Annotated in this window: 15 protein-coding genes and 1 riboswitch; of the genes, 10 read left to right on the top strand and 5 right to left on the bottom strand. The window is 68.6% G+C overall.

The window, feature by feature from the left end; translation table 11 throughout:
- Window positions 1-88: 88 nt before the first annotated feature.
- The 7 genes from msrB to ACZK3J_RS02470 all read left to right on the top strand — a co-directional run bounded on the left by msrB (window position 89) and on the right by ACZK3J_RS02470 (window position 5,552).
- Window positions 89-664, top strand: a complete 576-nt coding sequence (gene msrB / locus ACZK3J_RS02500) for a peptide-methionine (R)-S-oxide reductase MsrB (RefSeq protein ID WP_478476386.1) — start codon at window positions 89-91, stop codon at window positions 662-664.
- A gap of 2 nt (window positions 665-666) precedes the next feature.
- Window positions 667-2,436 (top strand): cytochrome c biogenesis protein DipZ, encoded by a 1,770-nt coding sequence (locus tag ACZK3J_RS02495; RefSeq protein ID WP_478476385.1) that lies wholly within the window; start codon window positions 667-669, stop codon window positions 2,434-2,436.
- 14 nt (window positions 2,437-2,450) lie between these two features.
- Window positions 2,451-3,188 carry a peptide-methionine (S)-S-oxide reductase MsrA gene (msrA, locus tag ACZK3J_RS02490; RefSeq protein WP_049398354.1) on the top strand — a complete coding sequence of 246 codons (738 nt, stop codon included), beginning with the start codon at window positions 2,451-2,453 and terminating at the stop codon, window positions 3,186-3,188.
- Window positions 3,189-3,392: 204 nt separating this feature from the next.
- On the top strand, window positions 3,393-4,841 hold the full coding sequence (locus ACZK3J_RS02485) for an aminotransferase-like domain-containing protein (RefSeq protein ID WP_478476384.1): 1,449 nt from the start codon (window positions 3,393-3,395) through the stop codon (window positions 4,839-4,841).
- A 39-nt stretch (window positions 4,842-4,880) separates the two neighbouring features.
- A complete protein-coding gene (locus ACZK3J_RS02480; RefSeq protein WP_164080447.1) occupies window positions 4,881-5,078 on the top strand; it encodes a hypothetical protein in 198 nt (65 codons plus the stop codon).
- 87 nt (window positions 5,079-5,165) lie between these two features.
- The gene (locus ACZK3J_RS02475) at window positions 5,166-5,315 is read left to right on the top strand and encodes a hypothetical protein (protein ID WP_157805922.1); all 150 of its coding nucleotides are present in this window, start codon (window positions 5,166-5,168) and stop codon (window positions 5,313-5,315) included.
- Between the two features lie 87 nt (window positions 5,316-5,402).
- Window positions 5,403-5,552, top strand: coding sequence for a hypothetical protein (locus tag ACZK3J_RS02470; RefSeq protein WP_478476998.1), 150 nt, complete (start codon window positions 5,403-5,405; stop codon window positions 5,550-5,552).
- A gap of 75 nt (window positions 5,553-5,627) precedes the next feature.
- On the opposite strand, the gene bioD is transcribed toward ACZK3J_RS02470, so the two are convergent.
- Window positions 5,628-6,311 carry a dethiobiotin synthase gene (gene bioD, locus ACZK3J_RS02465; RefSeq protein ID WP_182267212.1) on the bottom strand — a complete coding sequence of 228 codons (684 nt, stop codon included), beginning with the start codon at window positions 6,309-6,311 and terminating at the stop codon, window positions 5,628-5,630.
- Between the two features lie 68 nt (window positions 6,312-6,379).
- On the opposite strand from bioD, the gene ACZK3J_RS02460 reads away from it, so the two are divergent.
- Window positions 6,380-6,862 carry a GAF domain-containing protein gene (locus ACZK3J_RS02460; RefSeq protein WP_005407940.1) on the top strand — a complete coding sequence of 161 codons (483 nt, stop codon included), beginning with the start codon at window positions 6,380-6,382 and terminating at the stop codon, window positions 6,860-6,862.
- Window positions 6,859-7,221, top strand: coding sequence for a TfoX/Sxy family protein (locus ACZK3J_RS02455; RefSeq protein ID WP_032128727.1), 363 nt, complete (start codon window positions 6,859-6,861; stop codon window positions 7,219-7,221). The genes ACZK3J_RS02460 and ACZK3J_RS02455 overlap by 4 nt, the downstream gene beginning before the upstream one ends.
- A 91-nt stretch (window positions 7,222-7,312) precedes the next feature.
- On the opposite strand, the gene ACZK3J_RS02450 is transcribed toward ACZK3J_RS02455, so the two are convergent.
- Window positions 7,313-7,891: a histidine phosphatase family protein gene (locus ACZK3J_RS02450; protein WP_100437797.1), complete on the bottom strand. Its 579-nt coding sequence runs from the start codon at window positions 7,889-7,891 to the stop codon at window positions 7,313-7,315.
- Window positions 7,892-8,033: 142 nt separating this feature from the next.
- A riboswitch (cobalamin riboswitch) is annotated at window positions 8,034-8,256 on the top strand.
- A 115-nt stretch (window positions 8,257-8,371) separates the two neighbouring features.
- On the opposite strand from ACZK3J_RS02450, the gene btuB reads away from it, so the two are divergent.
- Window positions 8,372-10,216 (top strand): TonB-dependent vitamin B12 receptor, encoded by a 1,845-nt coding sequence (btuB, locus tag ACZK3J_RS02445; RefSeq protein ID WP_478476383.1) that lies wholly within the window; start codon window positions 8,372-8,374, stop codon window positions 10,214-10,216.
- A gap of 184 nt (window positions 10,217-10,400) precedes the next feature.
- Here btuB and gph read toward each other — a convergent pair whose 3' ends face one another.
- From gph to ACZK3J_RS02430, 3 genes are all read right to left on the bottom strand, one after another.
- Window positions 10,401-11,057 (bottom strand): phosphoglycolate phosphatase, encoded by a 657-nt coding sequence (gph, locus tag ACZK3J_RS02440; RefSeq protein ID WP_478476382.1) that lies wholly within the window; start codon window positions 11,055-11,057, stop codon window positions 10,401-10,403.
- Between the two features lie 64 nt (window positions 11,058-11,121).
- Complete coding sequence (locus ACZK3J_RS02435; RefSeq protein ID WP_049398349.1) at window positions 11,122-11,913, bottom strand: class I SAM-dependent methyltransferase; 792 nt, start codon at window positions 11,911-11,913, stop codon at window positions 11,122-11,124.
- Window positions 11,910-12,839 carry a LysR family transcriptional regulator gene (locus ACZK3J_RS02430; RefSeq protein ID WP_049398348.1) on the bottom strand — a complete coding sequence of 310 codons (930 nt, stop codon included), beginning with the start codon at window positions 12,837-12,839 and terminating at the stop codon, window positions 11,910-11,912. The genes ACZK3J_RS02435 and ACZK3J_RS02430 overlap by 4 nt, the downstream gene beginning before the upstream one ends.
- Between the last annotated feature and the right edge of the window lie 15 nt (window positions 12,840-12,854).

Raw genomic sequence — 12,854 nt, 5'->3', positions numbered from 1 at the left:
ATACCTCACGAAAAATTGAATCCTGCGTGAGGATTCGTTGACCCGGGCGGGCGCAGCATGGCCCCGTCGCCCCTTCCCGGAGTCCGCCATGTCCCTCTCCCGCCGCCATCTGTTGGGCCTGGGCGGTGTTGCCACCGCCGCCGGCCTGCTCGGCCTGGGGGCCTGCAGCCGCGCCGCCCCGGCGGCCGCTGAAGCACGCCCGCCGCGACAGTTCGAGGTCATGCACAGCGATGCGCAGTGGCGCCAGCAGCTGACTCCGGCGCAGTACGCGGTGCTGCGCCAGCAGGCCACCGAGCGCCCGTACAGCAGCCCGCTCAACAAGGAACACCGGCAGGGCACGTTTGCCTGCGCCGGCTGTGCGCTGCCGCTGTTCTCCTCCTCCACCAAGTTCGAGAGCGGCACCGGCTGGCCCAGCTTCTGGGCGCCGCTGCACAACGCCATCGGCGAAGACCGCGACGTCACCTTCGGCATGCTGCGGGTGGAGGTGCACTGCCGCCGCTGCGGTGGCCACCTCGGTCATGTGTTCAACGACGGGCCTCGCCCAACCGGACTTCGCTACTGCATGAACGGCGCGGCGATGGTGTTCGTTCCCGGTGCCGCTGAGGGCGGTACCGCCGATGGCTGGCGGGTGCCGGTCGGTTCTTCCCCTGCTTCCGGAGCCTGACCATGCTGCTGTTGCTGCTTGCCTACCTGGGGGGCGCGCTGACCCTGCTCAGTCCCTGCATCCTGCCGGTGCTGCCGTTCGTGTTCGCGCGTGCCGACCGCCCCTTCCTGCGCAGCACGCTGCCGCTGCTGCTGGGCATGGCACTCACCTTCACCGTGGTCGCCAGCCTGGCTGCGGTGGGCAGCCAATGGGTGGCACAGGCCAACCAGGTCGGACGCTGGATCGCCCTGCTGCTGATGGCGCTGTTCGCACTGGCATTGCTCTGGCCACGACTGGCCGACCATCTGCTGGCGCCGTTCCAGCGCGTGGGTGCCCGCTTGAGCGCGCGTGCCGATGCGGCCGACGCAGCGGGGCGTGGCGGTGCGTGGACCTCGCTGCTGATCGGCATCGCCACCGGCCTGCTGTGGGCGCCCTGCGCCGGGCCGATCCTCGGCCTGGTGCTGACCGGTGCCGCGCTGCATGGCGCCAGCGTGGGTACCACTGCCCTGCTGCTGGCGTATGCGCTGGGCGCGATCACGGCGCTGGCCCTGGCCGTGTGGGTGGGCGGCCGCGTGTTCCGTGCGCTGCACGCGCGGCTTGGCCTTGGCGATGTGCTGCGCAAGGTGCTGGGCTTGGCCGCCTTGCTGGCGGTGGTGGCGATCGGCCTGGGCTGGGATACCGGCCTGCTGACCCGTCTTTCTACGGTCAGCACCGCGCGTATCGAGCAGGGCCTGCTGGATGCCGTTCCCGGCGCGCAGCCGGCGGCTCCGCCGATGATGATGATGGCCGGTGCCAACGCCGCTGCCGATGCACCGCTGCCGGTGGAAGGCACCCTGCCCGCGCTGGACGGCGCCACCGGCTGGCTCAACAGCCCACCGCTGACGGCCCAGCAGTTGCGCGGCAAGGTGGTGCTGGTCGATTTCTGGACCTACTCCTGCATCAACTGCCTGCGCGCGATGCCGTTCGTGCACGAATGGGAACGTCGCTACCGTGACCATGGGCTGGTGGTGCTCGGCGTGCACACGCCGGAGTTCGCCTTCGAACGCAACCCGAGCAATGTGATGAAGGCGGTGCAGCAGCTGAAGGTCGAGTACCCAGTGGTGCTCGACAACCAGTACACGATCTGGCGCGCCTTCAACAACCGCTACTGGCCGGCGCAGTACTTCGTCGACGCGCAGGGCAATATTCGCGGCCATCAGTTCGGCGAGGGCAACTATGCGCGCTCGGAACAGATGATCCGTCGCCTGCTGACCGAAGCCGGGCAGACCAACCTGCCACCACCGGCCGATCCCGCTGCCGCCGACCTGAAGGGCGTGGCCGTGCAGGCCGACATGGGCAACCTGCGTTCGCCGGAAACCTACCTGGGCCACGCCCGCGCCGAGCAGTTCGCCTCGCCCGGCGGGCAGCGCAGCGACACCGCGTTCGACTACACGCTGCCCACCACTCTGGCGTTGAACCAATGGGGACTGTCCGGGCGCTGGACCGTCACCGACGAAGCCGCACAGCTGCAGCAGGCCGGTGGCCGCATTGCCTTCCAGTTCCATGCGCGCGACCTGCACCTGGTGCTGGCACCGAGCGAGGACGGCAAGCCAGTGCGCTTCCGCGTCTGGCTGGATGGCAAGCCGCTGCCCGCCGCCGATGCCGGCAGCGATGTCGGCGCCGATGGCAGCGGCGTGGTCAACGAACACCGCTTGTACCAGCTGGTGCGCCAGCGCGGCACGGTCGGCCCGCATCGCTTCGAGATCGAATTCCTCGATGCGGGCGTGCAGGCCTATGCCTTCACCTTCGGTTGAAACGGGAGCACACGATGAAACTCTCTTTTGAACAAGGTATCGCCGCCGGTGTCGCCGGCTTGGTAGCTACTGCATTGATCGCTGGCGTGCTGCTGGTCGACCACGGCGCAGTCGCGGCACCGCTGGAAGCCAGCGCGCAGGCCAAGGCACTACCGGCGCCCAGCGGCGACGCCGCGTTCCGCGATGACGCCACCCATGCCAGCGTGGTGTTCGCCGGCGGTTGCTTCTGGGGCGTGCAGGGCGTGTTCCAGCACGTCAAAGGCGTGAGCAATGCGGTGTCCGGCTACATCGGTGGCAGCGCGGCCAATGCGCGCTATGAGCGCGTCAGCGGTGGCCAGACCGGTCATGCCGAAGCCGTGAAGATCGACTACGACCCGCGCCAGGTCAGCTATGGCCAGCTGATGCAGGTGTTCTTCTCGGTGGTGCACGACCCGACCCAGCTCAATCGGCAGGGACCGGACCAGGGCAGCCAGTACCGCTCGGCGATCTTCAGTGATGACGCACGCCAGCAGGCGGCCAGCCGCGCCTACATCGCCCAGCTCGGCCAGGCCGGCAGCTACCGCGCACCGATCGTCACCCAGCTGGTCAGCGGCCAGCACTTCTACCCGGCCGAGAGCTACCACCAGAACTACATGACCAACTACCCGCAGGCGGCCTACATCCGCTACTACGACGCACCGAAGCTGGCGGCACTGGGCAAGCAGTTCCCGGCGCTGTACCGGCGCGACGCGGCGCTGGTGCCGATGCGGTAACGACCCGGGTAGTGCCGGCCGCTGGCCGGCTCCTGCGGATCTGGGGATCGCCGGCCAGCGGCCGGTACCACCTCCCAAAAAAGACGCACGGCCATCCAGCCGTGCGCTTGGGAAGTATCGGCCGTGCCCCGATCAGGCCCGTCCGACGATGACATGCTAGGCTCGCCATCATCATGGGTACAGCACCAGATGGCGGGAAGTTCGATGGATACAGATGACCAGAGCGCGATGATCCCACCCCGCTACCAACGGCTGTCCGATGAACTGGCCGAAGCCATCCACGGCGGACGCCTTCCGGTCGGCAGCCGCCTGCCTTCACTGCGGCAGATGGCTCTGCAGCGAAGGCTCAGCCTGAACACGGTGATCGCGGCCTATCGCCAGCTGGAGGACGCCGGCCTGGTCATTCCGCGGCCCAAAGCCGGCTTCGAGGTCGCGCCGCGATTGTCGGTGCCAGAGCGTTCGCTGCGTGATACCCCGTCCGCCCCCACCGCACCACTGCAGCAGGTGCTGATGGCGCGCGTGCTGGAGGCACAGCGCCGCCCCGGTGTGATCGACCTGGCGTTCGCCGGTCCGCGCGGTCGCCAGTTCTATCCGGGCGCACAGCTGACCCGTCACACCGCGCAGGTGCTGCGTCACGGCCAGCAGACGGTGGAGACCTACGCGCGCCCCAACGGTTCACCCCGGCTGCTGGCGCAGATCGTGCGCCGTGGTCCACGCATGGGCCTGCACACCCACAGCGAGCGGCTGCTGCTGACCCACGGCGCGATGGAGGCCCTGCAGCTGGCACTGCGCGCGGTCACCCAGCCCGGTGATGCGGTGGGCATCGAGGCGCCGTCCTACTTCAACCTGTACCCGTTGCTGGCCAACCTCGGCCTGCAGGCCATCGAGCTGCCCACCCACCCGCAGCACGGCCTGGATGTCGATGCACTGGAAGCGATGCTGGAGCACACGTCGCTGGCTGCACTGGTGGTGATGCCGACCGTGCACAACCCGCTGGGCTGCACCATGCCGACACCCGCCAAGCAACGCTTGGCCGAACTGGTCAACGCACGGCAACTGCCGCTGATCGAAGATGCGGTGTATGCCGAGCTGCAATTCTGCGAACCGCCGGCGCCCTTGCTGAAGGCCTTCGATCGCGATGGCTGGGTGATGGTGGTCGGTGGGTTTTCCAAGACACTGGCGCCGGATTACCGTATCGGCTGGCTGGATGGCGGCCGCTTCGCCGAGCGCATCGCGCTGCTGAAATTCCAGTCCACCGGTGGCGAGCCTCAACTGCTCGGCGATGCGGTGGCGGCGTATCTGGAAGCCGGAAGCTACGAGCATCACCTGCACCGCATGCGCCGGCTGTACCGCGAACAGGTGGGACGGCTGCGCCAGCTGGTGGCCGAACACTTCCCGGCCGGCACCCGTGCCACCGAGCCGCAAGGCGGCTTCCTGCTGTGGCTCGAACTGCCGGGCGTGGATACGCGTGAGCTGTTCGAGCGTGCGCTGGCAGAGGACATCGTGTTCATGCCCGGCCAGGTGTATTCACGTGGTGCGCGCTATCGCCACTGCCTGCGGCTGTCGTGCTGCCAGACGCTGGATGCGCGCTTCATCGGTGCGGTTGAGCGGCTCGGTGCGATCGCGAAGGAGCTGGCGGCTGCGGCACGGTAACGCCGGCCGCTGGCCGGCAACCTCGGGATCGCCGGGTGGATGCAGTTGCCGGCCAGCGGCCGGCACTACCCAGGATCACTCAAGCAGGTGCACGCCCAGCGCCGCGTGTACTCGCGCGGCGCGCGCTATCGCCACTGCCTGCGGCTGTCGTGCTGCCAGATGCTGGATGCGCGCTTCATCGGCGCGGTGGAGCGGCTCGGTGCGATCGCGAAGGAGCTGGCAGCTGCAACACGGTAGTGCCGGCCGCTGGCCGGCAACCTCGGGATCGCCGGGTGGATGCAGTTGCCGGCCAGCGGCCGGCACTACCCAGGATCACTCAAGCACGTGCGCGCCCAGCGCCGCGTGTACTCGCGCGGCGCACGCTACCGCCACTGCCTGCGGCTGTCGTGCTGCCAGACGCTGGATGCGCGCTTCATCGGTGCGGTGGAGCGGCTCGGTGCGATCGCGAAGGAGCTGGCGGCTGCGGCACGGTAACGCCGGCCGCTGGCCGGCAACCTCGGGATCGCCGGGTGGATGCAGTTGCCGGCCAGCGGCCGGCACTACCCAGGATCACTCAAGCACGTGCGCGCCCAGCGCCGCGTGTATTCGCGCGGCGCGCGCTACCGCCACTGCCTGCGGCTGTCGTGCTGCCAGACGCTGGATGCGCGCTTCATCAGCGCGGTGGAGCGGCTCGGTGCGATCGCGCGGGAGCTGGCAGCTGCAGCACGGTAGTGCCGGCCGCTGGCCGGCAACCTCGGGATCGCCGGGTGGATGCAGTTGCCGGCCAGCGGCCGGCACTACCCAGGGTCATTCGAGCAGGTGCGCCGACAGCGCTTCGCCATCCGCTCCCGGCAGATACGGCAGCCGCCCCCAGCACGGCATCGGCAGGCGCTGCTGCAACGTCGCGATGTTCTCATCCTGGCGCTGCATCACCGGGTCGATGTGGTTGCCGATCCAGCCCAGGCACTCCACGCCGCTGGCCTGCAGCGACTGCGCAGTCAGCCGTGCGTGGTTGACGCAGCCCAGCCGCATGCCGACCACAAGTACTACCGGCAGATGCAATGCACGCACCAGGTCAAGCTGGTCCAGCGTGGCCGAGACCGGCGCCAGCCAACCGCCAACGCCCTCCACCACCACGACATCGGCCTGAGCACGCAGGCGCGCGAACGCGGCCACGATCGGTGCCAGTTCCACCTGCACGCCATCCTCGGCAGCGGCCAGCTCCGGCGCCAGCGGCTGCCGCAGCGCGTACGGATTCAGGTCGGCATAGTCCGGCACCGGCCAGCTGGCCGCCTGCAGCGCCAGCGCGTCCTCGTTGCGCAGGCCCTGCCCCAGATCTTCACTGCCACTGGCCACGGGCTTCATGCCGACTGCGCGCAGGCCGCGCCGGCGCAGTGCATGCAGCAGCGCGGTGCTGGCCGCGGTCTTGCCGATCTCGGTATCGGTGCCGGTGACGAACAGGGCAGGCGGCAGCGTGGCGGGCAACGGCATCGATAAGCTCCAGCGGGGCAACAGAGCCTGCATTATCGCCGGCCCGGCGCGCTTGCTAGACTGCGGGCATGTTCGCCAATGCCTCGCTTACCGGCAGCAAGCCGGAACAATACGCCCAGCTGCTGGAACAGGCCCGTGGCCTGGTCTACGCCGAGTCCGACCGCATCGCCAACGCGGCCAACCTCTCCGCACTGGTCTATCACGCTCTGCCCGACCTGAACTGGGTGGGCTTCTACCTGTACGACGGCAAGGAGCTGGTGGTCGGCCCGTTCCAGGGCCTGCCGGCCTGCGTGCGCATCCCGCTGGACAAGGGCGTGTGCGGTGCCGCCGCCAGCCAGCGCGTGACCCAGCGCGTGGAGGACGTCGATGCCTTCCCCGGCCACATCGCCTGCGATTCGGCCTCGCGCTCGGAACTGGTGGTGCCGTTGCTGCGCGGCGATGAACTGATCGGCGTGTTCGACATCGACAGCCCGAAAGTTGGCCGCTTCGATGCCGACGACCAAGCCGGCCTGGAAGCCATCGCCCGCGTGTTCGTCGAGGCGCTGGGATGAGCGCACCGAAGCTGCGCAACATCGGCCCGAAGAGTGCGGCGTGGCTGCGTCAGGTCGGCCTGCGCAGCCGCGAGGATCTGGTTGCGATCGGCGCGGTCGGTGCCTTCGTCAAGGTCAAGCGCGCCGGCTTCAAGCCCAGCCTGAACCTGCTCTATTCACTGGAAGGCGCGTTGCTGGACTGCCATTGGCAGGAACTGAGCGAGCCGCAGCGTGAGGCGCTGGTGCAGGATTACGAAGCGCGCATCGCTGCGCATCCGCTGAAGGCGGCCGGCCCCGCTTCGGGCCCGGTGCATGAGCAGCGCTTCGATGCTGACGACGACGCTGAGGACAGCGTGGCCGAGCGCGCGGACGAGGATTGAGGCCTCCGCGTTCCTGGGGATGCCGGCCAGCGGCCGGCACTACCACTGTGATGCGGGATCGGTAGCGCCGGGTCATGCCCGGCGACTGCGGTCAGGGCTGCTGCAGCTCCAGCAGCTCACCCACCAGCCCGATCTCGCCACGCTCCAGCCACACCCGCAGGCGCGTGCCGTGGTCGATGCGCAGCGCCCAGCACAGCGACATCGGCAGACCGCAGACCTGCGACAGCACCATGCGCAGTGGGCCGCCGTGGCTGACCACCAGCGTCGGCACCGGATCGTCATCATCAAGCAGGCGATCCAGCGCGCGCGCGATACGCCGCTCGAAGTGGCCCCAGCTTTCGCCGTTCGGCGGCGGGAATGCATGCGGGTCGGCATGGAAGGCCGCCAATGCATCCTCCGGCAGGTCGAACAACGACTGTCCGTCCCAATCGCCGAAATCCAGCTCTTCCCATTCCTCGTCCGCTTCCACGTCCAGCCCGCGCGGGGTGGCCAGGGCCATCGCCGTGTGCAGCGAGCGCAGCCGCGGCGAACTGATCACCCGCTCCCAGGGCTGCGCAGCGTAGGCGTCGACCAGTTCCTGCGGCAGGCGGGCCAGCTGCGGTGGATCACTGCGGCCATCGAGGAACTCATCGCGACCGTTGCCGGCATGGCGGACCAGGTCGAGGATCATGCGTGCGTCCTGTACAGGCAACGCGGGAACAGCGGAAAACGGGCGGACATCGGCAACGGCACCACGGGATCGAGGGACCATTCTAAGGGCACAGCAAAGGCAGTCGAGCAGGCTCGACGCTACGGGCCGCCTGCGATGCCGTAGACTGCGCGCACTTCCAGGTGACCTGCGGCCACGGCCGGCAGGTTGAAACGGGAAGCCGGTGACGCGTGGATCCACGCCAGGCCGGCGCTGCCCCCGCAACGGTAAGCACGTCAGTTCCAGGCAACAACGCCACTGTGCCGCAGGCATGGGAAGGCGCCTGGACGGTGGCCTCGCGCCACCCGGCGGCAAGCCCGGAGACCGGCCAGGAAGCCTCAGGTCGCGATGCGGTGGGCATGGCGCTGGATGACCGCAGCCTGCGCTGCGGCGTCGGCGCATGCCTGCCCTCGCGGCTCCTCCCCTTCGCCACGCGGGCGTGCGTGGCACCTGGAGTCCCCCATGAAGCTGCAGTCCCGAATGCTGTCCCTGGCCGTGCTGGCCGCCCTGCCCGCGCTGGCCCAGGCCGCCGATGACACCACCGCGCTCGACCAGATCCTGGTCACCGCCACCCGCACCCCGATCGCCCTGCAGGACAGCATCGCGCCGGCCCAGGTGATCGACCGCGCGCAGATCGAATCCAGCCAGGCCACGTCGCTGCAGGAACTGCTGCGCGACCGCGCCGGCATCAACCTGACCAACTCCGGCGGCCTCGGCAAGCAGAGCTCGCTGTTCCTGCGCGGCACCAACTCGGGCCACACCGTGGTGCTGGTGGATGGCGTGCGCATCAACAGTGCCGACCTCGGCCTGGCCATGTACCAGGACCTGCCGCTGGCGCAGATCGAACGCGTGGAAATCGTGCGCGGCCCGCAGTCCAGCCTGTACGGTGCCGACGCCATTGGTGGCGTGATCCAGATCTTCACCCGCCGCAACCAGGGCGATTTCGCTCCGCACTTCCAGCTCGGCGGTGGCAGCAACGGCCTGCGCGAAGCCAGCGGCGGCATCGGCGGTGGCACCGAACGCGGCTGGTTCGGCGCCGACATCGCCTACCAGCATTCCGACGGCATCGATGCCTGCCGCGGCTCCGCCTCGGTGTTCAACGCAGGCTGCTTTGCCGACGAGCACGACCGCGACGGCTACCGCAACCTGTCCAAGAGCCTGCGCGGCGGCTACAGCTTCAACGACCAGTGGACCGTGGAAGGCAGCGCACTGCGCGCCGACGGCAAGAACCACTACGACGGTTACTACAACTATTCGGAAACCCGCCAGCAGGTGCTGGCCGGCAAGGTGCGCTACACCCCGTCCGAACGCCTGGCGTTCACCGCCAACGTCGGCCGCAGTGACAACGAGTCGGACAACTTCGGCGCACCGGGGGTGTTCGGCAGCGCGCAGACCCATCGTGACAGCGCCTCGCTGCAGGGTGACTTCGGCGTGGCCGAGGGCCAGCTGCTGAGTGCAGGCGTGGATTGGAGCGAAGACAACCTGGATGGCAGCAGCGCGGGTTACCTCGTCGACAGCCGCCGCAACACCGGCGTGTTCGTGCAGTACCAGGGCCGCTTCGGCCGCCACCAGCTGCAGGCCAGTGCGCGCAACGACGACAACCAGCAGTTCGGCAACCACGCCACCGGCAGCGTGGGCTGGGCGATGGAACTAGAGCACGGCCTGCGCGTCAATGCCAGCTACGGCACGGCGTTCAAGGCGCCGACCTTCAGCGACCTGTACGACCCGTGGAGCGGCGTGCCGACGTTGAACCCGGAGAAGTCCAAGAGCGCCAACCTTGGCGTTTCGCAGCAGGGCCAGGGCTGGCACTGGGGCCTGGACGTGTACGAGACCCGCATCGATGACCTGATCACCTACGATGCCTCCACGATGAAGATGCGGCAGGTGGAGAAGGCGCGCATCCGTGGTGCCGAGCTGACTGGTGGCATGCTGCTGGCCGGCTTCGACATCAATGCGCAGCTGAGCTATACCGACCCGCGCAACCGCACCCACGGCAGCACCCAGTTCGACAACTGGCTGCCGCGCCGCGCGCAGCAGACCGCGCGCCTGGACGTCGACCGCCGCTTCAGTGACGTCCGCGCCGGCCTGACCGTGCAGGGTGCGGGCAAGCGCTATGACAACGCCAGCAACTCGGTGAAGGTTGGCGGCTACGGCACGCTGGACCTGCGCGCCGAGTACGCGCTGACGCCATCGTGGTCGCTGCTGGCGCGCGCCGCCAACGTATTCGACCGCACGTATGAAACCGTGGCGTGGTTCAACCAGCCGGGCCGCGAGTACCAGCTGAGCGTGCGTTACCAGCCGAAGTGACCGCGACGGTCATGGTAGTGCCGGCCGCTGGCCGGCAACATCATGACCTTCGGCAGCGCATCCCGGGTTGCCGGCCAGCGGCCGGCACTACCCAATGCGCCGATCCGGGATTGCCGGCCAGCGGCCGGCACTACCCATTGCGTCAGCCCGGGTTACCGGCCGGCGACCAGGGATGTCCGTTGCATCAGCCCTGCAACCCCGGCAACTCACGCAGGTCGTCGATCACCGCCACCGCATGCGCGGTGGCCAGGTCCAGGCCGCGCGGATAGCCGTAACGCACCAGCGCGATCGGCATGCCTGCATCTTCGGCGGCGCGGTAGTCGGTCAACGAATCACCGACCATCAGGCACGCCTCTACAGGCAGCCCGAAGTGCGCGGCGATATGCCGCAGCGGTTCACCACTGGGCTTGCGCTGCGGCAGGGAGTCGCCACCCAGCACCAGCGCGAACGCATCACCGATGCCCAGGTGCTGCAGCAGCGGTGGCACCAGCGCTTCGGGCTTGTTGGTGCAGATCGCCAGCGGCACGTTGCGCGCACGCAGTTGCGCCAGTGCTTCAGCCACGCCATCGAACAGGCGCGGGCTGCGCAGCAGGCACTCACGGTAGTGCACCATGAACACCGGCATCACTTCGGCCAGGTCGACCTCGCGACCGGCGGCATGCACGGCCTGCTCGACCAGGCGGCGCACACCGTCGCCGATCCAACCGAGCACCGTGGTTTCCGGCACGCGTGCCACACCGATGTCCTCCAGCGTGCGGTTCAGTGCTTCGGCGATATCAGCTGCGCTGTCGACCAGCGTGCCATCAAGGTCGAACACGACCAGCGGATAGGGATACGACAAGGGATGGCACCTGCATGACGTGGGGCCATCCATTGTACGCCGCAGGTTTTTGCGCCGATCCGCCTCAGCCGATCCGGCGCGCGCGGGTCGCCAGGAAGGTGGGCAGATAGCGATCGATCAGGAAGCGCGGCTGCGGCTGCCAGTCTTCCATGAAGCGATCGATGACGAAGCCGGCATCCAGCTGCCCACCGATCAGTTCGGTCAGGCTGTGGCCGAAGGTCAGCGCATCGCCGCGTGCCAGCTTTGCCTCGCGCTCGGCTGGCGCCAGGTCTTCCAGGTCCGAATAGGGAATGGCGTACTGCGGCCGGATCAATCCCTGTGCATCGAGCTGCGGATCACGCGCACCGACGAACAGCACCGGGTTGTAGAAGCTCGCCATCAGCATCCCGTCGCGTGCCAGCACACGGCGGCATTCGGTCCACACCGGGCGCACATCAGGCACGTACAGGTTGGAGATCGGATGGAACACCACATCGAAACTGTCGTTGGCAAACACGTGCAGATCGCGCATGTCACCCTGCACCGTGCGCAGCTGCAGGCCATCACGCGCAGCGACCTGGCGGTCCTGTTCCAGCTGCCCGTCGGAGAGATCGAACACGGTGACGTCAGCGCCCGCAGCGGCCAGCACCGGTGCCTGCTGGCCACCGCCCGAGGCCAGGCACAGGATGCGACGGCCCCGCACATCACCCATCCAGTCCAGTGGCAACGCGCGGGGCGTCAGGTGCACCTGCCAGCGGCCTTCGCGCGCGGCGGCAATCGTTGAACTTTCCACCGGGCGCGACCATTCGCGCACTTCGCTGGCCTGGCGGTCCCAGGCAGCACGGTTGTGGTCGATCAAGGCCTGTCCATGGTTCATGTGTTCTCCTTGCCCGGTGGGCGCCAATCCAGATCCTGGAAGGCCGGGCTGGCGAAACACTCGCCCAGGAAATCCAGGAATCGCCGCATGATAGCGGGCTGCTGGCGCCGTGACGCGTACACGGCATGAATGCCGAGTTCGTCCAGGCTGAATTCGGGCAGCAGTTCGATCAGCTCGCCACTGCGCAGCAGCGGCGCCACCTGGTAGGTCGGCAGCATGGCGATGCCGGCACCGGCGCGCACCGCCTCCAGCAGCAGCGAGGCCTCGTTGGCGCTGATGTTGCCGCCCACCGCCACCGACAGCGAACGCCCATCGCGGTGCAGCTGCCACAGGCTCTTGCCGACGTAGTGGTGGGTCAGGCAGTTGTGCGCGGCCAGGTGCTCGGGGGCGGTCGGTGTGCCACGCGCCTGCAGGTAGGATGGCGTCGCGCACAGCACCGAGCGGCAGGTGGCCAGCCGCCGTGCGATCAGGCTGGGATCGATCTGGCGCGCGATGCGCACGGCCAGGTCCACCCGCTCCTCCACCAGGTTCACCGTGCGGTCGACCAGCAGCAGCTCGATGCGCGCCGCCGGATGGCGCGCGACGAAGCCGGCCACCGCCCGCGCCAGGTGGCTCTGCCCGAATGAGACGCTGGCGGTCACCCGCAGCGTTCCGTGCGGCTCGGGATCATCACTGGCCAGCTCGCCCTGCAGTTCTTCGCCGATCGCCAGCATCTGCCGGAAGCGCGCCAGCGCCGCCTCACCGGGGCCGGTCAGGCTGACCCGGCGCGTGGTCCGGTGCAGCAGGCGAGCGCCCAGCCAGCTCTCGACCTCGGCCAGGTAGCGGCTGACCATTGCCCGCGACATGTCCAGCACCTCGGCGGCGGCGGTGAGGCTGCCGCGCTCGGCCACCTCGACGAACACGGTCATGGCGGTCAATCGGTCCATATGCTCGATCCATGC

Source organism: Stenotrophomonas sp. 86428_Sma (genome assembly GCF_056481585.1).
This window is presented reverse-complemented; position numbering and strand designations above follow the sequence as displayed.